Source organism: Vibrio sp., from assembly GCF_048266485.1.
In the GTDB taxonomy this organism is placed as follows: Bacteria; Pseudomonadota; Gammaproteobacteria; order Enterobacterales; family Vibrionaceae; genus Vibrio.
Map to the genome: position 1 here is coordinate 241,753 of NZ_JBLWZK010000002.1, position 23,511 is coordinate 265,263.

The following is a 23,511-nucleotide window of genomic DNA, read 5'->3' on the forward strand; positions in this document are numbered from 1 at the left end:
TAATTAAAGAAGATATTTAAACGATTTCTGTAGGTTAGCGTCTCACTCAGATATACTAATCATTACACTTTGCGCACATAAGCAGGTTTGTCATGTCCGAACGTACCCATATTGATCCTTTCGCAACTCGTGAATCCGAAAAATACGAAAACCCAATCCCGAGCCGAGAGTTCATTCTTGATTTTTTAAAGCAAGCAAATATGCCAATGAATCGTAATGATTTATTTGAAGCTCTGAACTTAAAAGGTGAGGATGAATATGAAGGTTTACGCCGTCGCTTGAGAGCAATGGAGCGAGATGGTGAACTGATCTTTACCCGTCGTCAATGCTATGCCTTGCCAGAAAAAATTGATTTAATTAAAGGCACTGTAATTGGGCATCGTGACGGCTTTGGTTGGGTTCGTCCTGAAGGAAGCGTGGGCAAAGACAATGATGTTCTACTTCCTCATCACCAAATGCGTACAGTGATCCATGGTGACTATGTTCTCGTTCAGCCGAATGGCGAAGATAAACGAGGTCGTAAAGAAGGGCGCTTAGTTCGAATTCTTGAAGCACGTAAAACTAATCTTGTAGGTCGCTTCTTTTTAGAAGATGGCCATGCCTTTGTCGTACCTGATGATTCTCGTATTAGCCAAGATATTTTGATCCCAGATGAGTTCCGGGAAGGGGCTCGTATGGGGAATGTGGTAGTCGTTGAGTTGACCGCTCGCGCGACGCGTTCTCGTGGCATGATGGGCAAAATCGTTGAAGTACTCGGTGAAAATATGGCTCCAGGTATGGAAATTCAAATTGCGATCCATACACACCAAATTCCCGATCAATGGCCAGTTGCCGTTGAAAAGCAAGTTGAAAACCTTGGTGAAGAAGTACCGGAAGAAGCGAAAGAAGGTCGAGTGGATTTACGTGATTTACCGCTGGTTACTATTGATGGTGAAGATGCCCGTGACTTTGATGATGCGGTTTATTGTCAAGCTAAAAAAGGTGGTGGTTGGCGTTTATGGGTCGCCATTGCGGATGTGAGTTATTATGTTCGCCCGAATACTGCACTAGATAAAGAAGCGATTAATCGTGGCAACTCAGTTTACTTCCCATCGCAAGTGGTACCAATGTTGCCAGAAGTATTGTCGAACGGCTTATGTTCGTTAAACCCACAAGTTGACCGTTTATGTATGGTCTGTGAAATGACCATTTCGGCTTCGGGCAAGCTTTCTGGCTATAAGCATTATGAAGCGGTGATGAATTCACATGCTCGTCTAACCTATAATAAAGTATCGGATATTTTAGAGGGGAATGAAGAACTACGTACTCGTTATCATACTTTAGTGCCGGACTTAGAAGAATTACACAAAATGTATAACGTGCTGAAAGTGGCGCGTGAAAACCGTGGGGCGATTGAATTTGAAACCACGGAAACCAAATTTATCTTTAATGAGCAGCGTAAAATTGATCGTATTGAACCTGTGGTGCGTAACGATGCGCATAAGATCATTGAAGAATGTATGATTTTAGCCAATATCGCATCGGCCTCTTTTGTCGAAAAAGCCAAAGAGCCTGCACTATACCGTGTGCATGACACTCCTGGTGAAGAGCGACTTACAGGCTTTAGAGATTTCTTGGGCGAGTTAGGTCTAAACTTAACTGGTGGACTTGAGCCTACACCAACTGACTATGCGCAATTGATAAAAGCGATTGGTGAGCGTCCAGATAAAGAGCTGATTCAAACCATGCTATTACGTTCGATGAAGCAAGCGGTTTATAATGCGGAAAATGGTGGTCATTTCGGCTTGGCATTACAGCGTTATGCTCACTTTACTTCACCGATTCGACGCTACCCTGATTTATTACTTCACCGTGCGATTAAATATTTAATTGCGAAGAATGAAGGTGTGAATACTGACCGCTGGACGCCAACTGGTGGTTATCATTATAGCTTTGATGATATGGACTTTTACGGTGAACAATGCTCAATGACCGAGCGTCGTGCGGACGATGCTACCCGTGATGTCTCTGACTGGCTAAAATGTGAATATATGCAAGACCATGTCGGTGAAGAGCTTGATGGGGTGATTGCCAATGTAACTGGTTTTGGTTTCTTTGTTCGATTGAGCGATCTACACATTGATGGATTAGTGCATATTTCTTCATTAGCAAACGACTATTATCAATTTGATCCTCTAGGTCAACGCTTGATTGGTGAGAGTTCAGGCGTTATTTATCGCTTGGGTGATTCAGTGAAAGTGAAAGTATTAGCGGTAAATCTTGATGATCGCCAAATTGACTTTGAAGTGGTAGGCACTGAGCGTCAACCTCGCGGTAAAGGTAAGACAGCTAAGAAGCGTGCTGTTAATGCGGATAAAAAAGCATCGACTCAAAAGAAACAAGCGATTAAAGCTAATAAACCTGGTCAAAAAGCGAAGCCACTCGTTGAGCCAACTAAGCGACCAGATGACAGTTCTGACAAACCGAAAAAGAAAAAAGCACGTAAGCCGAAAGGAGCCACTGCCGGAAAACCGGGCACGAAGCCTAAGCGTAGTAAACCATCGGCATCTAAGCGCGCCAAGATGAAACAACAAAATTCTTAAGTTTAGTGGCTCTTTGAATTGCAGGGAGTCGCATTAATAAATACGGGTGGCAACACCCTCAAGGTAAACAATGAGTAACGAATTTATTTTTGGCATTCATGCCATTAACGCTGTGTTAGATAAAGACCCAGCTCGCCTAATTGAAGCATTTGTTCTAAAAGGCCGTGAAGATGACCGACTCATGCCAGTGATTAACCAATTACAGAAGTTTGGTGTATCAGTACAACAAATGGGACGTAAAGCGCTTGATGATAAAGCGCAAGGGGCGAACCACCAAGGTATTATTGCCAAAGTAAAACCAGCTAAGCAGTTAAATGAGCATCACCTCGATGACATTATTGCAGCGTGCCAAGCAAAAGGTGAACAACCTTTATTATTAGTTTTAGATGGTGTTACTGATCCGCATAACCTAGGCGCTTGTTTACGTAATGCGGATGCGGCAGGTGTTGCTGCGGTTATCGTACCAAAAGATAAATCGGCACCTTTGACCGGTACGGTAAGCAAAGTTGCTTGTGGCGCGGCAGAGACGGTACCATTTGTTCGAGTGACCAATCTTGCTCGCACCATGAGAGCGCTGCAAGAACAAGGTATCTGGTTTGTCGGCACCGCTGGTGAAGCGACTCACGATATCTATCAAGCCAAATTAACAGGCCCGCTAGCGATTGTCATGGGAGCTGAAGGTGACGGTATGCGTCGCTTAACTCGTGAAACCTGTGATGATTTAATTAAGATCCCGATGGCGGGTAGTGTTTCAAGTTTAAATGTTTCAGTAGCCACTGGGGTATGTTTGTTTGAAGCCGTGCGTCAGCGTTTAGGTTAAAGCTAGAGCTAGAGCCGAGATGCGGGGATGCTTCGCTCGGGAGCCGAAAAGCAGGTAAGTGTGTCGAGTTGCGTGTTTCGTGCTTGGCAACTACTTTTGCTCTTTCCCGTAACTCGAAGCGTAGCGCACTCGGCTCTCGCAACCTGATTTTCTGCTTTTGCTCTTTCTCGTAACTCGAAGCGAAGCGTACTCGCATCACGTAACAATCTTTTTTCTTGCCTAATCTGGTGACGTCTTATACAATTCGCCGTCCTGAAATCTCGGTCTTTTATATTTTTCGTTCCTTGTTTCCTCCGGATGACCGAGCCAATGTGGAAACTAATAATCCGTAAGGAGCAACCTATGCGTCATTACGAAATCGTATTCATGGTGCACCCTGATCAAAGCGAGCAAGTTGCTGGCATGATCGAGCGTTACACTGGTTCTATCACTGAAGCTGGCGGTACTATCCACCGTCTAGAAGATTGGGGTCGTCGTCAAATGGCTTACCCAATCAATAAACTTCACAAAGCTCACTATGTTCTTATGAACGTAGAAGCTAACCAAGAAGTGATTGACGAGCTAGAAACTGCTTTCCGTTTTAACGATGCAGTTCTACGTAACATGATCATGCGCACTAAATCTGCAGTAACTGAACAATCAATCATGATGAAAGCACGTGAAGAACGCGCTCCTCGTCGTGAAGAGCGTTCTGAAGCTAAGTCAGAAGAAGCAGCAGCTGAGTAATCATTGATGACCAATCGATTGGAGTTAAGCGGCACTGTCGTTAAAGCTCCGGTTAGAAGCCTAAGTCCTGCCGGCATCGCTCATTGCCATTTTAGTATTGAGCACCGCTCGACAGTACAAGAAGCGAATTTACCGAGACAAGTTTATTGTCGTATGCAGGTAGTCGTGAGTGGGCAAGGGTCACAAGAATTAACTCAATATTTAGTTTTAGGTAGTCACATCAAGGTAAGTGGTTTTGTCGCTTATCACACCGGCCGAAATGGTTTGGGGAAATTGGTGTTACATGCCGACAACATTACTCAAATTTAAGATCAGGAGATAGCCCATGGCTCGTTTCTTCCGTCGTCGTAAATTCTGCCGTTTTACTGCAGAAGGCGTACAAGAGATTGATTACAAAGACGTAGCAACTCTTAAAAACTACATCACTGAAGCTGGTAAAATTGTACCTAGTCGCATCACTGGCACAAGTGCTAAATATCAGCGTCAACTAGCTCGCGCTATCAAGCGTTCTCGCTACCTAGCACTTCTTCCATACACTGACAAACATCAGTAATTGGCAGCAGTTTAATTAAGTTTAAGAGGACTAAGATAATGCAAGTTATTCTACTTGATAAAATCGGTAACCTAGGCAACCTTGGCGACCAAGTTAACGTTAAATCTGGTTACGCTCGTAACTTCCTTATCCCACAGGGTAAAGCAGTTATGGCGACTAAAGCTAACGTTGAAGTTTTCGAAGCACGTCGCGCTGAACTAGAAGCTAAAGTTGCTGAGCAACTAGCTGCTGCTCAAGCTCGCGCTGAGAAAGTTAACGCACTAGAAGCAGTTGTTATTGCTTCTAAAGCGGGTGACGAAGGTAAACTATTTGGTTCTATCGGTACTCGTGATATCGCTGATGCAGTTACTGCAGCTGGCGTTGAGATCGTTAAGAGCGAAGTTCGTCTTCCTGAAGGCGCACTACGTACAACTGGTGAGTTTGAAATTAGCATCCAACTTCACTCTGAAGTATTTGCTGAAGTTAAACTTCAAGTTGTTGCTGCTTAATAGCCAGCATCAAAGCGTAATAAAAAAACCGGCCTAGTGTCGGTTTTTTTATGCCTAAATTTTATGATCTTTGTGTTGGGTATAGAGTGTGTTTAGTGGATTAGTTGCCTAATAATGACATCACTTTGGCGAGTACAATATATTGATGGTTAGCACGGTATCTGTTTTCTCTAGGTTATTAGGTACTCGGCTAAGGTGCTCTATGCTTTGTGATATTTTCAAAGCAATATCTTCGGTTATATCGTTAATAATGCTAATTTCAGTATCAAAACGAGTATTACTTGAACCACTGACAATAGTACCATCAAAGTTAAATGAGGTTCTATCAAGCGGTTTCCAGTTAAGAGTGAAGCTTGCACGGACAATCGGCTCATCAACATTGTCTGGAAATATTGGATCGTCGTCATCGATTTCATCGGTGTTGGGTTCTTGATAACGATAACCAGGACCAAGTTCGGTCTCAACTTTTAGGGTATCGGTGTTTGTGATTTGATAACCCAAACCGGTAGAAACGGTATAATCATGAAAGTATGAACTGTATTTCGAATCTATACCTTTAAAGTTGCCATAGATATAGAATTTAGGGCTGATTTTATAGTCGCTTTTTAATTGATAGGTTTGTTCGCGTTCGTCTTCTTTACCATCTTCATTTTTTAGATAGATTTTTATTTCACCACTATTACGTAAGCGGCCGCTGATTTGTGATAATGATAGGCGGGCATTTAAAGCACGTTCATCTTCATTGCCTTGTTCTGAGCGATAGCCAAACTCGATTTCAGGCAACCAGGTTGAACTGCCAACAAAGCTAGATTTTGTTGATGCGGAGTTTTTCGTTGTGTCTAGCGTTTCACTGACGGCTTTTTTCTCTGTGCCAGTGCTTGGCTTGGCTACTTTTTCTTTTCCCTTTCCTTCATCAAGAAGCTCGGCAATAAGATCTTCATCGATACCATCATCTTCTGAGTCTGAACTTGCAACTTGCTCAGTTGATTGGGTGGACGGATCGGTAGGATTATTATCTGCTGAATCTGCTGAATCTGCTGAATCTGCTGTAGTCTCGGCACTAGGTGTTGGTTCGAATGTGATCTCTTCAGAATCACTATCAACAACTTCTGTCTCTTCAATTGAATCTACATTTTGATTTGTTTCAGCTGTCGTTGAGTTCTCCTGCTGAGTGCTTTCAGAGGAAGGCGTTGCGGTTTGAGTATCATCCTTGGCTACGATTACGGAATTGTCGGTTACCACGTTATTATTACCTGTCACACCATTTGTTGATGATTGATAGGGTAACGCGTCTTCACTATAAGCTTGGCTGCTTATAATTAAATACAATAGTAGTAATAATCGATTTTGCACTAAGCGTGAGACCTCAATAAAATAACAGTCGACGATAATAAAGGATGTCGATATTTTGCCGTCATCATAACGTTAAAACTTTTTTTATTCGATAGTGTGATTACAAATCGACACACTCAGTTATAATAGTCGACTTCATTTCGTAAGTAAGTGGTCCCATGGCAGAAAATAAACCTCGTAAAATCATAGACGCTCAAGTTGATGCCCTTAAAGTTCCTCCTCATTCTCTTGAGGCTGAACAGTCTGTACTCGGCGGTCTTTTACTCGATAATGAACGCTGGGATGCGATTGCTGGCAAGGTAGTAGAAAAAGACTTCTATAGTCGACCACATCGTCTTATTTTTGCCGCAATCAAAGCGATTTTAGAAAATAGCCAACCCCTTGATCTTATCACTTTATCTGAGCATCTCGAACAGCGAGAAGAACTTGAATCTGTCGGTGGTTTCGCTTATTTAGCCGATCTCGCTAAAAACACACCTAGTGCTGCCAATATTAATGCCTATGCCGATATTGTGTGTGAGCGTGCCTTAGTTCGTAATCTTATCGGTATTGCGAATGAAATCGCCGATGCAGGTTATGACCCTCAAGGGCGTAGCTCGGCTGATTTGCTTGATATGGCAGAAAGTAAAGTGTTTGCCATTGCTGAAGAACGCACCACCGAAAGTGAAGGTCCTCAAGGGGTGGATAATATCCTAGAAAAAACTCTTGAGCGAATCGAAGAATTATACAAATCACCACAAGATGGGGTGACCGGGGTTTCGACGGGCTTTACTGATCTCAATAAGAAAACGGCAGGCTTGCAAGGCTCTGATTTGATTATTGTCGCGGCACGTCCTTCAATGGGTAAAACCACTTTTGCGATGAACCTGTGTGAAAATGCCGCAATGGATCAAGAAAAGCCGGTACTGATTTTCTCACTAGAGATGCCCGCCGAACAGTTAATGATGCGTATGTTGGCTTCATTGTCACGCGTTGACCAAACTAAGATCCGTACCGGTCAATTGGATGATGAAGATTGGGCGCGTATTTCATCGACCATGGGTATTCTGATGCAGAAGAAGAATATGTATATCGATGATAGTTCGGGCTTAACGCCAACCGATTTACGTTCTCGTGCACGTCGAATTGCTCGTGAAACCGGTGGCTTATCGATGATCATGGTCGATTACCTTCAGTTGATGCGTGTGCCGGGTCTGCAAGATAACCGTACTTTGGAAATTTCAGAGATCTCTCGATCTCTTAAAGCGCTGGCTAAAGAGTTAAATGTTCCAGTCGTTGCACTATCTCAGCTTAACCGTTCTTTGGAGCAACGTGCTGATAAGCGCCCAATTAACTCGGACTTACGTGAATCTGGGGCGATTGAGCAGGATGCCGATTTGATTATGTTTATCTATCGTGATGAAGTGTATCACCCAGATAGTGCGCTTAAAGGTATCGCAGAAATTATTATTGGTAAGCAGCGTAACGGCCCAATCGGTTCAGTACGACTCACTTTCCAAGGTCAGTTCTCTCGCTTTGATAATTACGCTGGCCCTGCTTTTGATGATGAATAAATAACACAATCAAGCTAGCTTTTATTGGTCAGCTTGATTTTTTTATTGCCGATTATCCCTCCTAGCATCTCAAGGACACACTGAAATGAAGCCAACTCTGGCCGCGACTGCCAAGATAGATTTAGCAGCATTGCGTCACAACTTGGAGCAAATCAAGCTCAAGGTACCGAATAGCCAAATTACCTCAATTGTTAAAGCCAATGGGTATGGTCATGGTGCAGTTCCTGTCGCGTTAGCGCTAGCGTCATTATCAGATAACTTTGGCGTGGCGAGAATTGAAGAAGCTTTAGAGTTGAGGCGTGCTGGAATCAGTCAGTCGATTTTATTACTCGAAGGCTTTTATGCTGATTCCGATCTCCCTATTTTACAAGCCAATAATCTTCATACAGCGCTACATTGTGAAGAGCAATTAGTTGCATTAGAGCAAGCAAGCTTAGCTTCTCCTATTCATGTGTGGCTGAAAATTGATACGGGTATGCATCGGCTAGGGATTCGGCCTGAAGATCTTAATGAATTTATTGATCGTCTCCATGCTTGCCCGAATGTCGTGAAACCACTGCGCTTTATCAGTCATTTTGGTTGTGCTGATGAGCTTGATAATCCGGTCACTATGCAGCAAATAACCTTATTTACCCAATTAGCTGAACCTGAATGTGAGCGTTCTATTGCCGCTTCATCAGGAATTTTAGCTTGGCCAGATAGTCACCTTGAATGGGTAAGGCCAGGGATTATTTTGTATGGTGTTTCACCTTTTGAAAATCAAACCGCTGAGTCTTTAGGCTTTAAGCCTGCCATGACCTTAACCTCTCAATTAATTGCGGTGCGAGATGTCAAATCAGGAGAGAGTGTTGGCTATGGCGCTACTTGGACTGCTCAACAAGACACTAAAGTAGGTGTGATTGCGATGGGCTATGGTGATGGTTATCCACGCACCGCACCAAATGGTACACCGGTATTGATTAATGGACGTCGAGTACCGTTAGTTGGGCGAGTATCTATGGATATGTTGACGGTTGAGTTGGGGGCGGATAGTCAAGATGAAGTGGGCGATGAGGCAACCTTATGGGGAAATGGATTACCAGCAGAAGAAGTGGCTCATCATATTGGTATGATTGCTTATGAGTTAGTGACCAAATTAACCGGGCGTGTTGCACTGCTTTATTCGGAATAGCCAGAAACGAATGATGAAAAAAAGTCATTTGGTTTTCTTTCAGTCGATTCACCAGCCGAGCGGCAATTAACTCTAGTTTCGAATATCGAGTGATGCCAGATTAACAGCCATTACAAAACTGGCCAGTGTTTGATTGCTATAAAGTGCCATGGTGGCTATGGGGACTGTTTACCGATGTTGGTCGATTAGCCGATGAAGAAAGCATGTTCCGAGTAATGGTTAATCATCCTTTTAAATTATTGCCGTTATTTAATTGAATCTGAGATTTGTTGATTTCTTTCATTGTGACTTTTCTTTAAACTGATGTAACGCAATATAGATCACATAAATCACTGCGATAATTATTCAATAGCAGTATAAGAAATTTTAAGTTGAGCCTAGGAATGCGGCTAAGCTTGTTTTGTATCGGGGTAGGCAATTAACGCTCATGTTTTTAATAAACACGATCGTTTTTTGTTCTGAATAAATCCAATAGACTTATCGGGAATGAGTAATGTTGAAAAATATCAATCCAACCACAACGGCGGCGTGGAAAGCGCTAACTAAGCATTTTGAATCAGCACAAGATATGGAGTTAGCTGATCTATTTGCTCAAAATGCTGATCGTTTTAATCAATTTTCTGTAACATTTGGCTCCGACATTTTAGTCGACTACTCTAAAAACTTGTTGGATAAAGAAACCTTCACTCATTTATTTGCCCTTGCTGAGCAAACTGAACTTAAAGCCGCGATTCAAGCAATGTTTGCTGGCGATAAGATCAACCAAACTGAAGGTCGCGCCGTTTTACATACGGCTTTACGTAATCGTAGCAACACACCGGTTATGGTAGATGGTGAAGATGTCATGCCTGGCGTAAATGCTGTTCTGGCGAAAATGGAAAGCTTTACTAACCGTATCGTATCGGGTGAATGGAAAGGCTATACCGGTAAAGAAATCACGGATGTTGTGAATATCGGTATCGGTGGTTCTGACCTTGGTCCTTACATGGTTTCTGAAGCATTAACAGCTTACAAAACACGTCTGAACATGCACTTTGTATCTAACGTGGATGGTACTCATATCGCTGAAACACTAAAGAACTTGAATCCAGAAACGACCTTGTTCCTAGTAGCATCAAAAACTTTTACTACGCAAGAAACTATGACTAATGCGCATAGTGCACGTGACTGGTTCCTAGCGATGGCACAAGATTCAGCACATGTTGCTAAACACTTCGCGGCGCTTTCTACAAACGCAAAATCAGTAGAAGAGTTCGGTATTGATACGGATAACATGTTTGAATTCTGGGATTGGGTTGGCGGTCGTTATTCTTTATGGTCGGCAATCGGTCTTTCTATTTGTCTTGCAGTTGGTTTTGATAACTTTATTGAGTTATTGGAAGGTGCCCATGAGATGGATCAGCACTTTGCTAATACCGAATTTGAAAATAACATTCCTGTGATCTTGGCGTTGATTGGTATTTGGTACAACAACTTCCATGGTGCGGAATCAGAAGCCATTCTTCCTTACGATCAGTACTTACACCGTTTTTCTGCTTACTTCCAACAAGGGAACATGGAATCAAACGGTAAATATGTTGACCGTAATGGTGATGCTGTGGATTACCAAACTGGTCCAATTATTTGGGGTGAACCGGGTACCAATGGTCAGCATGCATTCTATCAGTTGATCCACCAAGGCACTAAGTTGATTCCATGTGATTTCATTGCACCTGCAGTCAGCCATAACCAAGTCAGCGATCATCATCAAAAATTGATGTCAAACTTCTTTGCTCAAACGGAAGCTTTGGCTTTTGGTAAATCAAAAGCACAAGTTGAAGCGGAATTTGCAGCAGCAGGCAAATCACCAGAAGAAGTGAAAGATTTGGTGAACTTTAAAGTGTTTGAAGGCAATCGCCCAACGAACTCTATTTTAGTTAAGCAAATTACGCCTAAAACACTAGGTAATTTAATTGCGATGTATGAGCATAAGATTTTTGTTCAAGGCGTGATTTGGAATATCTTCAGTTTCGATCAGTGGGGCGTGGAGCTTGGTAAGCAACTTGCTAATCAAATCTTGCCTGAACTGGCGGACAACAATGCGGTAGACTCGCATGATAGTTCAACTAATGGTTTGATTAACGCATTCAAAGCTTTTAAAGCCTAAGCGATTAACTAAAACGTAAGTGATTTACAAACTGATATTAAAAAAGAGAAGCTCAAATTGGGCTTCTCTTTTTTTGTCAATTTTGCCATTAAGGATAATGAAGGGGAGTAATACCAATCTAATTAATCAGATTGACAGTTTTGGCAAATCCCATGAGTTTCGATGACATGGTTAGTGAGTTTAAATCCATGTTGAGCAATATTTCTGGTTAGCAATTCAACTAAGGATTTATCTTGAAGTTCACTGATATCGCCACATTTGTCACAGATCAATAAATGTGAAAAGTGTTTATTACTGCCATGACAATCATGCTCATCAAAAAAGCAACAGGAGACAAAGCTATTGGTTGATTCCACTCTGTGAATAAATCCCTGTTCAAGCAAAAATTCTAATGCGCGATAAACGGTCGGCGGCTTTGCTTGAGGTTCGGTTTGTTTGAGTTTATCGAGTAACTCATAAGCAGTCGAAGAGCCTTTTTGTTGCCAAATTAACTCAAGCACTTGTTGACGCTGCGAGGTGAGGCGAACCCCTCGTTGTTGGCAAAGGTCCGTTACTTGTTGGATCAAACGTTTATTCAAAATCTGTTAACCTTAATTTTCATTGGTGTACGCCTTTGCTGCCTATGGTAAAATATTTGGCCAAATAAGTCAGAGATATTTATCCCATATACCATTATGAATAATTACCCAATGCAACGTTTTTCCATTGCCCCGATGCTCGATAAGGGTGATTCCTTGTGCTAAGTTATTGATAATTAACGATATTTTAAGGTAAAAAATAAATTTGGGGCACTGTGTGGGGCACTTTTTTTCAAAAAAAACCTAATCTTTGTAAGTCACTGAAAGTAAATTGTATTTTTATTTTTTAAAGTCTAATTTTGGGAAAATTTTAAGGATTTGGGGCAATTTTTTGACGATATAAACAAATCAAGAATTAAGCAATATCCACTCATTTCGAGCCTTAATCGTTTTTGCATCTATATATTTCACAAGATCATCTATATGCACCAACCAAGGCGATTTTTGGCTTTCACCAAGTCGCAAAACAGGAAACGGTAGAGCACTATTAGAAGCCCGTTTTTTTGCTGTTGCTACCGACAAACCGAGTAAATCTTCCGCAATTTCTTCAATCAAGATCAAAGACCTATTTCCAAACTGCGCAAGCAATAGATAATGAGTAGTGGTAAAGCGATCCGTTTTGGGCTTGCCTCTTTTGTTTCCCATTTTACTAGGGGTCATTAAAGTCATAGTGTTGTCCTTTGTTCCTGAATTGGGTACATTTTATCTTGTCTCTAATATAGGGACAATGAAAAAGACACTATTTACACCTGAATACGCAAAACTTATCGAATGGCTTAAAGAAGCAAGAGCCGAGCGAGGTTTAACTATGCGTGAATTAGCCGTTAAACTTGATGTTCCTCATTCCTATGTGGGAAAGGTTGAGCAATGTGAGCGTAAACTCGATGTGTTGGAGTATGTGAGATATTGTGAGGCTTTGGGTGTTAAGCCTACAGTTGGGATTTCAATTTTAATGATGAAAAATAGGATAAGTAAATAAATCATGTCCAAATGATAAAACTTGAAAAGCACTGGACAGTTTTGGTTAAGTCACATTGGTATATGTGCGATAATGAAAAATTTTTGTTATATTAGTGCTGTTTATAAATACAGGTGTTTTGGGTATGAATGTTGTAGATCTTTTTTGTGGATGTGGTGGCCTCTCTATGGGGTTTGAGATGAGCGGAGCGAATATACTATTAGGAATAGATAATAATGCTGCAGCTATTGAAACGTTTAAAAAAAATCACAAATCTTCGGAAGTCATCTGTGGTGATATTGAACAAATTACTCTAAATGAGATTGACAATATTATTGAAGGGCGAGATATCGATGTGATAATTGGTGGCCCACCTTGTCAAGGCTTATCCCTATCTGGCCCTCGAAAATTTGAAGATGCGAGAAATCGATTATTTAGATCTTTCGTGAAAATCTCACAACATTTGAAGCCTAAAGTTATTATTCTTGAAAATGTCCCGGGTATTGTGAGTTTATTTAAAGGGCAAGTTAAAGATGAAATCCTTAAAGAGTTTAAAGCAATTGGTTATGACATTGATTACAAAGTATTGAATTCTGCTGATTATGGAGTTCCTCAAATCAGAAAAAGGACGATTTTTATAGGTGTTAGACGCGATCTTAATTTATCAGTTAACTTTCCTCAGCCTATTTGTCGTCCAATAGACTATGTATCTTGTGAGGATGCGTTAAGCGATCTGCACGCTTTAGATGAAACCGATATGCCCGAAAGTAATGAATATGCTTGTGCTGAGAAAAATGATTATCAAAAACTTATGAGAATGGGTGCAGATATAGTTAAAAACCATCTAATTACTAAGCATCAAGAAAAGGTAAAGAATACCATTGCATTAGTCCCAGAAGGTGGGAATTATAAAAGCTTACCAGAGCATTTACGCAACACGAGAAATTTTAATGTTGCTTGGACTCGATACCATAGCAAAAAACCATCTCCTACAATAGATACTGGTCATAGACACCATTTTCATTATAAATATAATAGGGTTCCTACAGTAAGAGAAAATGCTCGATTACAATCATTCCCTGATAATTTTGTATTTTATGGCAATAAGACCGAACAATATAAACAGGTTGGAAATGCTGTTCCACCTTTATTAGGTTGTGCTATAGCAAAGGAAATAAAAAAATGCCTACAGTAAGTATTTATCGGACTCCAATTGCCTCACATATTGATATGCACTTTGTTAGGCCTCGTTTTAAAAATGAACTGGAAGATGTTTTATCTTATTTTTCAAATGCCATTAGCCAAATTGAAGAGTGTCCACCTAAGGAATTTAACCAAAAGTTAGATAATCTTATTCGTGGTTATCAAGGGAATGATAGTTTATCACCGAAAACGATTGCTAATTGGAGAACTGAAATATCTTCTCTATTAGGCTTCATTCAATATGAAAATGGTAATGTAAAGTCCAGTAAATTAGCACGAGAGTTGAATGATGAACAAGATTTCATCAGTTTCTTTAAGTGTTTCTCTGTTAAGTTGCAATTTCCAGGTGGACATATAAAAGACAGGTTTAATTGCGAACTAATTAATCTTGGAGTGAAATTTAAGCCAGCATTATTATTTTTGAAAGTTATAAATTTGTTGAAAATAAAATCTCCTCAGGATGCATATTTAACCAAAGAAGAAGCAACATATGTTTTGCTCAATGATGTTCGGTTTTTATCGGAGACATCAGATTTAAATTTAGCTGTTAAAATAATACTTAAAAATAGATGTGAAAAAAATCTGGAATATTCAGGTCAACTGGGATGCTCAAAATCTCGTGGCGATCAAACTCGCACCGCTGGTGATATTTTAGATTATATGACCTTAGCTAACCTGCTTGTAGTGAAAGAACGGAAGTTTATGGTCAATGACTCTGAGCGCACTATTATCGATGATTTTATAAAAAATCCAGATTTTTTTGATGAGTATGATGCTTATTATGGCCAAGATGATCTACAACCATCTGATATTTCATATGTTAGGGAGAAATGGTTTGATTATGTTAACGAATTGGAATTTAGTAAGTTTAAAACCAACGTTGGAAATTTCATCCGCTCACATACATCAGAAACAGATGTTGATATAGAAATTGATTATGAAAAAGTTCATAAGTTGAGCACTAAAGAAATTGGTGATAAAGGTGAAGCAATCATAATAGCTCACGAAAAAGCTAAATTGATAGAAGAAGGAGCTGAACATTTAACTCACTTAGTTAAATTTATGCCTACGCATTTAGCTGTTGGTTATGATGTGCAGTCGCGTGATTTTGATGATTCTCATAAGTTTATAGAAGTGAAAACAACAGTTAGCAATAAAAAATTAACACAATATCGTTTTCATTTAACTCCAAATGAATGGAATTCAGCTTTTACAAATAGAGAGAATTATTTTGTATATCGCTTAGTAATTACATCTGAAAAGCGAAGTTTATTTATAATAAAAGACCCTGTTGGAGCTTTTAAAGATGGTCGGGTTAAGGTGATGTCCCCAAGTGGATTTGACATAATTTATAATGAACAATCTGGTTGGGATGAGAAACTATTAGCATGAAATTGAAAGTTGCATCACTTTTTAGCGGTTGTGGAGGTATGGATCTTGGAATTCAAGGTGGGTTTGACTATTTAGGGACAAGTTATCAGTTAAACCCTGTTGAACTGGTATTTGCTTCTGATATAGATCCTTATGCTGTGAGTATTTATAATGATAATTTTTCACATCAAGCTATTTGTGGTGATATAAGAGAGTTAAAAACTACAATTCCTCCACACGATATATTGATCGGTGGGTTTCCTTGCCAATCATTTTCAATAGTTGCTCAAAATCCACCTCGGTTGGGTTATGAAAATGATACTGGAAAATTATTCTTTGAAATGGTTGATGTTTTAAAGCAACATAGACCAAAAGCTTTTATTGCAGAGAATGTGAAGGGATTGCTTTCTGCAAATAAAAAGCAAGCTTTTCCTCTTATTTTAAAAACATTTGAAGAAGCAGGATACTTTTGTAAGTTTGTTTTACAAAATGCGGTAGAATTAGGTGTTCCACAAAAAAGAGAAAGAGTGTTTATAGTCGGTTTCAAAGATAAAAAACATATGGAAAGTTTTAATTTTCCTGTATCAGTTCCTGAAGGTGATAAAAAAATATTAAATGATATATTGATACCTGAAAGTAAAATTCCTGAGAAATATTATTTTAGCGAAAAGGCTGTTCTTGGGATGATGAAAAATAGAGAAAAAATGAATAAGGGTCGGTCTCAAAATCCACAGGAGCCTTGCAACACTATTAGTGCACATCTATCGAAAGCAAGTTTAAATAGTGTTGATCCTGTAATGTGCCTTAATGGAAAATATAGACGATTCTTACCATTAGAGGCCGCTCGGATACAATCTTTTCCTGAAAGCTTTAGGTTTCAAGTCTCTGATACTCGCGCTTTTAAGGCGATTGGAAATGCTGTTCCTCCCGTAATGATGTGGCATATATCAAAGAATGTTATTGATGTGATAAATAACAATTCTCTATAAGTTAATAAATGTTAATTCCAAATGGTCTTGCTTTTGTAAGGCCATTTTGGGTTTAAATAACATTGCTTGAGAGATGTGGGTTAATCTACTTAATCAATTTAAACAGAGTAATATACTGATTATGAGTTTTGTTTAAGAATAATGATGGTATTTTTGTCACCTTCTAATCTATCTTTTTATGCTAAAATGATCTCATTAAACATGCTTATCTATCTTATTGATTTAATTGTAATTTATTAACTGTTTGATTTTTTTTGGTTTTTTTTGTTGTTGTTTTTAATCTCTGGTTTTATATGCTAAGTTTTTGTTTATTTTTGGTTTTTAGTGTTAATTTTGAGTGATTTATTTATGAATTTTAGCATAAATCGCTTTTCTGTTGCCCCGATGCTTGATTGGACTGATCGCCACTGTCGTTACTTCCATCGCTTATTATCTGAACATACGTTGTTATACACTGAAATGGTTACAACCGGTGCGATTATTCATGGTAAAGGGGATTTTCTGCAATTTAGTCAGCAAGAGCATCCGGTGGCGTTGCAACTTGGTGGTTCTAATCCTGTTGATTTAGCCCATTGTGCCAAGCTTGCTCAAGAGCGTGGTTATGATGAGGTAAATCTAAATGTCGGTTGTCCTTCCGATCGTGTACAAAATGGTAAGTTTGGTGCGTGCTTAATGGCAGAACCTGAGCTGGTGGCTGATTGTATGGCAGCGATGCGTGAAGTGGTGGATATTCCGGTTACGGTAAAAACGCGTATTGGTATTGATGATCAAGATTCTTATGAATTTTTAACTCGCTTTGTTTCTATGGTGAGTGAAAAGGGCGACGTTGATCAATTTACCATTCATGCTCGTAAAGCTTGGCTAAGTGGATTAAGTCCCAAAGAGAACCGTGAGATTCCAGAGTTGGACTACCCTCGTGTCTACCAACTTAAGCAAGATTTTCCTGATTTAACTATTGCGATTAATGGTGGCGTAAAAACTATTGAGGATTCATTAACGCATTTAGAGCATCTTGACGGTGTGATGGTTGGGCGTGAAGCCTACCAAAATCCTTATTTGTTAGCCGAAGTTGATCAGAAAATATTTGGCAGTGATAAGCCAATTAAGAAACGTCGTCAGGTAGTACAAGAAATGCTGCCTTACATTGAACAAGAAATGGCGGCCGGTGCTAGCCTAGGTCATATCACTCGTCACATGCTAGGTTTGTTCCAAGCAATGCCAGGCGCTCGTCAATGGCGACGTTATATTAGTGAAAATGCGCATAAACCGGGTGCGGGTATTGAAGTCGTTGAAGCGGCACTAGCCAAAATTCCAGCAGAATTGGACGTTTAATCTCATTTCTACGATGGCGGATTTGGCCTTTTATTGGTTAAATCCGCTTTTTTATTATCTTACCTTTTCCTTACTTATTTAAGCTGCTGAATCTTAAGTCTTTATATTTGGTTAAACTTGGCGCGTAATCTGCATAGCTAGTTAGGTGCAATATCTGATTTTGATTAAATAGGACCATTTATGTTTGAACTGCTTTGTATTCTCGTTTTTATTGGTATGTTGATGTTCACGGGTGTAACCCTGGTGAGTTTCTTTATCGCTTTCGCGGCTGCACTCGTGTTTGCTTTTATCGTGAGCATGGTAGGGGCGGTGATAAAACTACTGCCTTGGATCATTATAGCGTTGATAGGTTTGTATATTTATAAACACTACAATAAGCCAAGCTCTTATTAATTTTTTTGACAGCAGGAGGGTAATTTAGTGGCCAAACTAGCAAGTTCTGAAATTTGCGCCATGATTAATACTGAGCATTGTGAGTGACATGGAAGGGCACATCATGACCGTGACAGAACTTCGCTGTTTATATCAAGATAAGCAATTGATTGAAGCGATTATTGAGTCCTCTATTGAAGAGGAACGTTGGATTGTCGAATTTCGTCATAATAGAGGCGGCTTAGTGTTGCTGACTGATGAGCACGGAAAAGAGTGTCATTATCAAGATGCCGACGAAGCCTCTCACTCTGCTTTAGATGTGGGTTTTAAACAAATTCGCATCGCTAATAAATAGTCATTAAAAAACAGCGAACTAACGGCTATTTTATATCTACTTTTATTATTCCTCTCCTTTCTTATTTCCAAAAAGTTATAAAACATACTTATCAATTCTTTCTCGCGATTCATTAGAGTCGTTAATCTATTGTCATGAAGCAATAATATTGTATCTCTAAATGTTCCCACCTGAATTGAGAACGTTTGAGCTTATATAAAAGATAGGATGTCGTGACATGTTACTTAAGGATCTTTCTGCTTTGGCAAGTCCGCTCAATGATCAACAAATCGGTCAATTGCAGCAGGCTATGTCTGAGTTATCACCGCAGCAGCTTGCGTGGGTGAGTGGTTACTTCTGGGGGCTAAGCCAAACCGAACAACCAGCAGCCGGAGGCGCTACTCAATCTCAACTTTCAGTCGCCGCTGAACCAGCGGGAAAATTGACTATTATCTATGCCTCGCAAACCGGTAATGCCAAAGGCGTCGCTGAAGCGTTAAAAAATGAAGCAGATGCCAATGGTATCGCTGTAGAGTTATTTGATGCCAGTGATTACAAAGGTAAGAATCTCGCCAAAGAAACTCATGTCATTATTGTTGCCTCAACCAATGGTGAAGGGGAAGCGCCAGATAATGCGATTGAGTTGCATGAATTTCTGCAATCGAAAAAAGCCCCTAAATTAGCCAGCTTAAAATATGCGGTTATTGCATTAGGTGATTCTAGTTATGAGTTTTTCTGCCAAACTGGTAAAGATTTCGATAACTACTTAAGCAAGCTTGGTGCAACGGCTTTCCTTGACCGCCTGGATTGTGATGTTGATTATGAAGCTCCGGCGAGTGAGTGGCGTAAACAAGCATTAGAAAAAGTAAAAGAAACGCTATCGGCGAGTGATGCACAAGTGGTGCAATTACCGGTAGGGCAAAGCGCACATGTTGAAAGCCCTTGGAATAAACAAACCCCTTACACTGCGAGTTTACTGACTAGTCAAAAGATTACCGGTCGTGATTCAGGTAAAGATGTTAGACATATTGAAATTGATCTTGAAGGATCGGGTATCACTTATCAGCCTGGTGATGCACTAGGGGTATGGTATGAAAACCATTCAGATCTGGTTGCTGCGATTTTAGAGCAAGTCGGTTTATCTGGAATTGAAAGCATTGAACTCGATGGTGAAAGCATTTCTATTCATAGTGCACTGGTTAATAAGTTTGAAATTACGGCATCGAATCCACAGCTTGTGAGCCAATATGCAGAGATTTCGGGCAGTAAAAAGCTGCAAAAACTGGTGGAAGATAAAGATAAGCTTCGTGAGTATGCAAGTAAGACTCAGGTACTTGATGTGTTAAAAGAGAAGAAAACGACTCTTACGGCTGAGCAACTCGCGAGTTTATTCCGTAAATTAACGCCAAGATTGTATTCAATTGCATCTAGCCAAGCCGATGTTGAGGATGAAGTGCACTTAACGGTTGGTTTGGTTGAATATCAGCAAGGTGAAGAGACTCGTTATGGTGGCGCATCTCATTATCTGACTCATCGTTTGGAAGAAGGGGATAATGTTAAAGTATTCATTGAGCATAATAATAACTTTAAGTTACCACAAGACGACACTGCTCCAATGATCATGATTGGCCCGGGTACGGGGATTGCACCATTCCGTAGTTTTATTCAAGAAAGAGAAGCGAGAGATGCCGAAGGTAAAAACTGGTTATTCTTTGGTGATCGTACCTTCACTCAAGATTTCTTATATCAAGTTGAATGGCAAAAGTATTTGAAATCAGGTGTGCTAACAAAACTCGATGTTGCCTTTAGCCGAGATCAGGCAGAGAAGGTATATGTCCAAGATCGAATTTTAGAAAATGCCGCTGAAGTATGGCAATGGTTACAGCAAGGTGCGTATATTTATGTATGTGGTGATGCTAATCGTATGGCCAAAGATGTGCATAAAGCATTAATTTCAGTAGCTGAAGAACAAGGAAAACTAGGTCGCGAACAAGCAGAAGCTTTTGTGAATGACTTACGTAAAGCAAAACGTTATCAAAGGGATGTGTACTAATGAGCACGAAAGAACAAGTAGTATTAGGTGAAGTATTAGGTCCACTTTCTGATGGTGAACGTTTAAAAGCCGAGAGTAATTTTTTACGTGGTACGATTGCAGAAGATCTACAAAACCCAATTACTGGTGCAGTAACGGGGGACAATTTTACATTGATTCGTTTCCATGGCATGTATTTACAAGATGATCGTGATATTAGAGCTGAGCGCGCCAAGCAAAAACTGGAGCCATTACATACTTTGATGGTTCGTGCACGTTTACCAGCGGGTGTGATCACACCAACGCAATGGCTTGGTGTCGATAAGTGGGCGGATGAACATACTTTATATGGCAGTATTCGTTTAACCACGCGTCAAACCTTTCAATATCACGGTGTTTTAAAGCCTAATATTAAGAAGGTTCATAAAGCGTTGAACTCGATTGGTATTGATACAATTGGTACTGCGGCAGATATGAACCGAAATGTTCTATGTACGGCGAATCCATATCAATCAGAAGTACATAAAGAAGCGTATGAGTGGTCAAAGAAGATCAGTGAGCACTTTTTACCACACGCTCGAGGGTATGCGGAAGTTTGGCTAGATGCAGAAAAAATTGATAGTACGGTTCAAGAAGAAGAGCCTATTTTAGGTCGTACTTACTTACCTCGTAAATTTAAAACTACGATTGCGATCCCGCCTTTGAACGATGTGGATGTTCATGCCAATGACCTAAATTTTGTGGCTATTGAAGAAAACGGTAAGTTAATTGGTTTTAACGTGCTGGTGGGCGGTGGTCTTGCGATGACTCATGGTGATACTTCTACTTATCCTCGTCGTGCTGATGATTTTGGCTTTATTCCGGTTGATCAAACTTTGGCATTTGCTGAAGCAGTGGTAACCACGCAACGTGATTGGGGTAATCGTTCTAACCGTAAAAATGCGAAAACTAAATATACATTAGATCGTGTTGGTATTGATGTCTTTAAGGCAGAGGTTGAAAAACGCGCTGGAAGTCAGTTTGAAGCCAGTCGTCCATATGAGTTTACTGAGCGTGGCGACCGTATTGGTTGGTCTGAAGGAATTGATGGGAAATATTACTTGTCTTTATTTATAGAGAACGGTCGTATTTTAGATTACCCAGGTAAACCACTTAAGACGGGTATGGTTGAACTGGCGAAAGTGCATAAAGGTGATTTTCGCATTACGGCAAACCAAAATTTGATTGTCGCAGGGGTATCAGCCGATCAAAAAGAATTAATAGAAAGTATTGCAGTCGCTCATGGTTTAATGGATGCATCGATAAGTGAGCAACGTAAAAACTCAATGTCTTGTGTGGCATTTCCAACTTGTCCATTAGCGATGGCTGAGGCAGAACGTTTCCTTCCTTCTTTTGTTACAGAAGTAGAAGGGATTTTAAAAAAGCATCAGTTACCGAAAGAAGAGAATATTATTTTACGTGTAACAGGCTGCCCTAATGGTTGTGGTCGTGCAATGCTGGCTGAGATTGGTTTAGTCGGAAAAGCACCGGGGCGTTATAACTTACATTTAGGTGGTAACCGTAGTGGTACTCGTGTTCCTAAGATGTATAAAGAGAACATTACGGATAAACAAATTCTACAAGAAATCGATGATCTAGTGGCTCGCTGGTCTAAAGAGCGTAAAGATAAAGAAGCGTTCGGTGATTTTGTGATTCGTGTTGGTATTATTAGTGAGGTCGTAATCTCTAAGAGGGACTTCTATGCTTAATACAGAAGATGTGAATATATCTTTAGAAAGCTTGGTTAGCCTTAATAAGGTGGAACAAAGCTTGAAACTGGCTGAAATTAATAGTCAGCTTGAAGTGATTAGTGCACAACAAAGAGTGCGTTGGGCATTAGATAACCTACAAGGAGAGTTTGCGGTTTCTTCTAGTTTTGGTATTCAGGCCGCGGTGATGCTTCATTTAGTGACGCAGGAAAAAGCAGATATCCCTGTTATATTGACAGATACAGGTTATCTCTTTCCGGAAACTTATCGTTTTATTGATGAGTTAACACATAAGTTGAATTTAAACTTGAAGGTGTTTCGCGCAGAGCAAAGCCCAAATTGGCAGGAAGCTTTATATGGGAAACTGTGGGAACAAGGTGTAGAAGGGATAGAGAAATACAACAAGATTAACAAAGTTGAGCCTATGCGTAGAGCATTGAATGATTTAAATGTGTCGACTTGGTTTTCGGGTTTGAGAAGAGATCAATCTAGCTCACGTAATCATTTACCTATTCTTGCGATTCAAAATGGTGTGTTTAAATTTCTTCCTATTATCGATTGGACGAATAAAGACATCTTTGAATACCTTCAAAAACATCAACTGGCTTATCATCCGCTTTGGGAAGAAGGGTACTTATCTGTAGGTGATACACACACAACTCGTAAGTGGGAACCCGGAATGTCAGAAGAAGAGACTCGATTCTTTGGATTAAAACGAGAATGTGGGCTTCATGAGGATGATCCTGATAAACAAATCGATGGTTTGGGTATTTAACTATCTTAATAATGCATGAAATAAAGAGAGTCATAACTGGCTCTCTTTTCGTTTTTGTGGATAACTCTGTGGGTAACCTGGGTTAAAGCTTGTGTAAAATTGTACAAATAAGCATTTGGTGTAATTTTGTGCATGTAAGCGTTATTTTTGAGATTTTTTATAAAAAAGAGTTGCTAATGTGATTTGGATCTCTATAATGCGACCTCACTGACACGGAGCACACAGCCTAGCTTCAGCAACGAGTCAGAGGTCAAAACCTTCTCAAAAAGGTTAGCGAAAAAAGTTTTAAAAAAGTGTTTGACACGAACTTTTAAATCGCTAAAATGGCCGCCCTGTTCGACGAGACGCATTAAGCGATTTCAATAAGAACAACGCTCTTTAACAATTTAAACCTATCAATCTGTGTGGGCACTCGTTGATGATAATC

At 40.0% G+C, this 23,511-nt stretch carries 22 protein-coding genes; 19 read left to right on the plus strand and 3 right to left on the minus strand.

Annotated features, from left to right (window positions below; genetic code table 11):
* The first annotated feature begins 92 nt into the window (after positions 1-92).
* The 6 genes from rnr to rplI all read left to right on the plus strand — a co-directional run bounded on the left by rnr (position 93) and on the right by rplI (position 5,169).
* Positions 93-2,582 carry a ribonuclease R gene (gene rnr / locus ACN0T8_RS05785; RefSeq protein ID WP_417879692.1) on the plus strand — a complete coding sequence of 830 codons (2,490 nt, stop codon included), beginning with the start codon at positions 93-95 and terminating at the stop codon, positions 2,580-2,582.
* A gap of 70 nt (positions 2,583-2,652) precedes the next feature.
* A complete protein-coding gene (gene rlmB / locus ACN0T8_RS05790) occupies positions 2,653-3,402 on the plus strand; it encodes a 23S rRNA (guanosine(2251)-2'-O)-methyltransferase RlmB (protein ID WP_417879693.1) in 750 nt (249 codons plus the stop codon).
* Positions 3,403-3,744: 342 nt separating this feature from the next.
* Positions 3,745-4,128, plus strand: a complete 384-nt coding sequence (rpsF, locus tag ACN0T8_RS05795) for a 30S ribosomal protein S6 (RefSeq protein WP_417879694.1) — start codon at positions 3,745-3,747, stop codon at positions 4,126-4,128.
* Positions 4,129-4,134: 6 nt separating this feature from the next.
* Positions 4,135-4,437 (plus strand): primosomal replication protein N, encoded by a 303-nt coding sequence (gene priB / locus ACN0T8_RS05800; RefSeq protein ID WP_237296472.1) that lies wholly within the window; start codon positions 4,135-4,137, stop codon positions 4,435-4,437.
* 16 nt (positions 4,438-4,453) lie between these two features.
* On the plus strand, positions 4,454-4,681 hold the full coding sequence (rpsR, locus tag ACN0T8_RS05805; protein ID WP_000090472.1) for a 30S ribosomal protein S18: 228 nt from the start codon (positions 4,454-4,456) through the stop codon (positions 4,679-4,681).
* Between the two features lie 38 nt (positions 4,682-4,719).
* Positions 4,720-5,169 (plus strand): 50S ribosomal protein L9, encoded by a 450-nt coding sequence (rplI, locus tag ACN0T8_RS05810; RefSeq protein ID WP_417879695.1) that lies wholly within the window; start codon positions 4,720-4,722, stop codon positions 5,167-5,169.
* Between the two features lie 120 nt (positions 5,170-5,289).
* Here the strand turns inward: rplI and ACN0T8_RS05815 are convergent, their stop codons facing one another.
* Complete coding sequence (locus ACN0T8_RS05815) at positions 5,290-6,522, minus strand: DUF481 domain-containing protein (RefSeq protein WP_417879696.1); 1,233 nt, start codon at positions 6,520-6,522, stop codon at positions 5,290-5,292.
* 158 nt (positions 6,523-6,680) lie between these two features.
* Between ACN0T8_RS05815 and ACN0T8_RS05820 the strand changes: the two genes are divergently transcribed.
* The 3 genes from ACN0T8_RS05820 (at position 6,681) to pgi (ending at position 11,392) form a co-directional block, all read left to right on the plus strand.
* Positions 6,681-8,075 carry a replicative DNA helicase gene (locus ACN0T8_RS05820; RefSeq protein WP_417879697.1) on the plus strand — a complete coding sequence of 465 codons (1,395 nt, stop codon included), beginning with the start codon at positions 6,681-6,683 and terminating at the stop codon, positions 8,073-8,075.
* Between the two features lie 85 nt (positions 8,076-8,160).
* A complete protein-coding gene (alr, locus tag ACN0T8_RS05825; protein WP_417879698.1) occupies positions 8,161-9,246 on the plus strand; it encodes an alanine racemase in 1,086 nt (361 codons plus the stop codon).
* Between the two features lie 493 nt (positions 9,247-9,739).
* A complete protein-coding gene (pgi, locus tag ACN0T8_RS05830; RefSeq protein ID WP_417879699.1) occupies positions 9,740-11,392 on the plus strand; it encodes a glucose-6-phosphate isomerase in 1,653 nt (550 codons plus the stop codon).
* Positions 11,393-11,514: 122 nt separating this feature from the next.
* Here pgi and zur read toward each other — a convergent pair whose 3' ends face one another.
* On the minus strand, positions 11,515-11,973 hold the full coding sequence (gene zur / locus ACN0T8_RS05835) for a zinc uptake transcriptional repressor Zur (RefSeq protein WP_417879721.1): 459 nt from the start codon (positions 11,971-11,973) through the stop codon (positions 11,515-11,517).
* A gap of 345 nt (positions 11,974-12,318) precedes the next feature.
* On the minus strand, positions 12,319-12,639 hold the full coding sequence (locus ACN0T8_RS05840; protein WP_417879700.1) for a pyocin activator PrtN family protein: 321 nt from the start codon (positions 12,637-12,639) through the stop codon (positions 12,319-12,321).
* A gap of 58 nt (positions 12,640-12,697) precedes the next feature.
* Here ACN0T8_RS05840 and ACN0T8_RS05845 point away from each other — a divergent pair, with 58 nt between their 5' ends.
* The 10 genes from ACN0T8_RS05845 to ACN0T8_RS05890 all read left to right on the plus strand — a co-directional run bounded on the left by ACN0T8_RS05845 (position 12,698) and on the right by ACN0T8_RS05890 (position 23,084).
* Positions 12,698-12,949 carry a helix-turn-helix domain-containing protein gene (locus ACN0T8_RS05845; RefSeq protein WP_417879701.1) on the plus strand — a complete coding sequence of 84 codons (252 nt, stop codon included), beginning with the start codon at positions 12,698-12,700 and terminating at the stop codon, positions 12,947-12,949.
* Between the two features lie 124 nt (positions 12,950-13,073).
* The gene (locus ACN0T8_RS05850) at positions 13,074-14,123 is read left to right on the plus strand and encodes a DNA cytosine methyltransferase (protein WP_417879702.1); all 1,050 of its coding nucleotides are present in this window, start codon (positions 13,074-13,076) and stop codon (positions 14,121-14,123) included.
* Positions 14,111-15,523, plus strand: coding sequence for a protein NO VEIN domain-containing protein (locus tag ACN0T8_RS05855; RefSeq protein ID WP_417879703.1), 1,413 nt, complete (start codon positions 14,111-14,113; stop codon positions 15,521-15,523). The genes ACN0T8_RS05850 and ACN0T8_RS05855 overlap by 13 nt, the downstream gene beginning before the upstream one ends.
* Positions 15,520-16,491, plus strand: coding sequence for a DNA (cytosine-5-)-methyltransferase (gene dcm / locus ACN0T8_RS05860; RefSeq protein ID WP_417879704.1), 972 nt, complete (start codon positions 15,520-15,522; stop codon positions 16,489-16,491). The genes ACN0T8_RS05855 and dcm overlap by 4 nt, the downstream gene beginning before the upstream one ends.
* 348 nt (positions 16,492-16,839) lie before the next feature.
* A complete protein-coding gene (gene dusA, locus ACN0T8_RS05865) occupies positions 16,840-17,823 on the plus strand; it encodes a tRNA dihydrouridine(20/20a) synthase DusA (protein ID WP_417879705.1) in 984 nt (327 codons plus the stop codon).
* A gap of 180 nt (positions 17,824-18,003) precedes the next feature.
* On the plus strand, positions 18,004-18,216 hold the full coding sequence (locus ACN0T8_RS05870) for an envelope stress response protein PspG (RefSeq protein WP_417879706.1): 213 nt from the start codon (positions 18,004-18,006) through the stop codon (positions 18,214-18,216).
* 103 nt (positions 18,217-18,319) lie between these two features.
* Complete coding sequence (locus ACN0T8_RS05875; protein WP_417879707.1) at positions 18,320-18,550, plus strand: hypothetical protein; 231 nt, start codon at positions 18,320-18,322, stop codon at positions 18,548-18,550.
* Positions 18,551-18,767: 217 nt separating this feature from the next.
* Positions 18,768-20,582, plus strand: a complete 1,815-nt coding sequence (locus tag ACN0T8_RS05880) for an assimilatory sulfite reductase (NADPH) flavoprotein subunit (RefSeq protein ID WP_417879708.1) — start codon at positions 18,768-18,770, stop codon at positions 20,580-20,582.
* Positions 20,582-22,309 carry an assimilatory sulfite reductase (NADPH) hemoprotein subunit gene (gene cysI / locus ACN0T8_RS05885; protein WP_417879709.1) on the plus strand — a complete coding sequence of 576 codons (1,728 nt, stop codon included), beginning with the start codon at positions 20,582-20,584 and terminating at the stop codon, positions 22,307-22,309. The genes ACN0T8_RS05880 and cysI overlap by 1 nt, the downstream gene beginning before the upstream one ends.
* Positions 22,302-23,084 (plus strand): phosphoadenylyl-sulfate reductase, encoded by a 783-nt coding sequence (locus tag ACN0T8_RS05890; RefSeq protein WP_417879710.1) that lies wholly within the window; start codon positions 22,302-22,304, stop codon positions 23,082-23,084. Before cysI ends, ACN0T8_RS05890 begins: the two co-directional genes overlap by 8 nt.
* Positions 23,085-23,511 lie beyond the last annotated feature (427 nt).

Coding starts and splice junctions, on each gene's coding strand:
- rnr (WP_417879692.1), top strand. CDS start 93: ATGTCCGAACGTACCCATATTGATCCTTTCGCAACTCGTGAATCCGAA.
- rlmB (WP_417879693.1), top strand. CDS start 2,653: ATGAGTAACGAATTTATTTTTGGCATTCATGCCATTAACGCTGTGTTA.
- rpsF (WP_417879694.1), top strand. CDS start 3,745: ATGCGTCATTACGAAATCGTATTCATGGTGCACCCTGATCAAAGCGAG.
- priB (WP_237296472.1), top strand. CDS start 4,135: ATGACCAATCGATTGGAGTTAAGCGGCACTGTCGTTAAAGCTCCGGTT.
- rpsR (WP_000090472.1), top strand. CDS start 4,454: ATGGCTCGTTTCTTCCGTCGTCGTAAATTCTGCCGTTTTACTGCAGAA.
- rplI (WP_417879695.1), top strand. CDS start 4,720: ATGCAAGTTATTCTACTTGATAAAATCGGTAACCTAGGCAACCTTGGC.
- ACN0T8_RS05820 (WP_417879697.1), top strand. CDS start 6,681: ATGGCAGAAAATAAACCTCGTAAAATCATAGACGCTCAAGTTGATGCC.
- alr (WP_417879698.1), top strand. CDS start 8,161: ATGAAGCCAACTCTGGCCGCGACTGCCAAGATAGATTTAGCAGCATTG.
- pgi (WP_417879699.1), top strand. CDS start 9,740: ATGTTGAAAAATATCAATCCAACCACAACGGCGGCGTGGAAAGCGCTA.
- ACN0T8_RS05840 (WP_417879700.1), bottom strand. CDS start 12,639: ATGACTTTAATGACCCCTAGTAAAATGGGAAACAAAAGAGGCAAGCCC.
- ACN0T8_RS05845 (WP_417879701.1), top strand. CDS start 12,698: ATGAAAAAGACACTATTTACACCTGAATACGCAAAACTTATCGAATGG.
- ACN0T8_RS05850 (WP_417879702.1), top strand. CDS start 13,074: ATGAATGTTGTAGATCTTTTTTGTGGATGTGGTGGCCTCTCTATGGGG.
- ACN0T8_RS05855 (WP_417879703.1), top strand. CDS start 14,111: ATGCCTACAGTAAGTATTTATCGGACTCCAATTGCCTCACATATTGAT.
- dcm (WP_417879704.1), top strand. CDS start 15,520: ATGAAATTGAAAGTTGCATCACTTTTTAGCGGTTGTGGAGGTATGGAT.
- dusA (WP_417879705.1), top strand. CDS start 16,840: ATGAATTTTAGCATAAATCGCTTTTCTGTTGCCCCGATGCTTGATTGG.
- ACN0T8_RS05870 (WP_417879706.1), top strand. CDS start 18,004: ATGTTTGAACTGCTTTGTATTCTCGTTTTTATTGGTATGTTGATGTTC.
- ACN0T8_RS05875 (WP_417879707.1), top strand. CDS start 18,320: ATGACCGTGACAGAACTTCGCTGTTTATATCAAGATAAGCAATTGATT.
- ACN0T8_RS05880 (WP_417879708.1), top strand. CDS start 18,768: ATGTTACTTAAGGATCTTTCTGCTTTGGCAAGTCCGCTCAATGATCAA.
- cysI (WP_417879709.1), top strand. CDS start 20,582: ATGAGCACGAAAGAACAAGTAGTATTAGGTGAAGTATTAGGTCCACTT.
- ACN0T8_RS05890 (WP_417879710.1), top strand. CDS start 22,302: ATGCTTAATACAGAAGATGTGAATATATCTTTAGAAAGCTTGGTTAGC.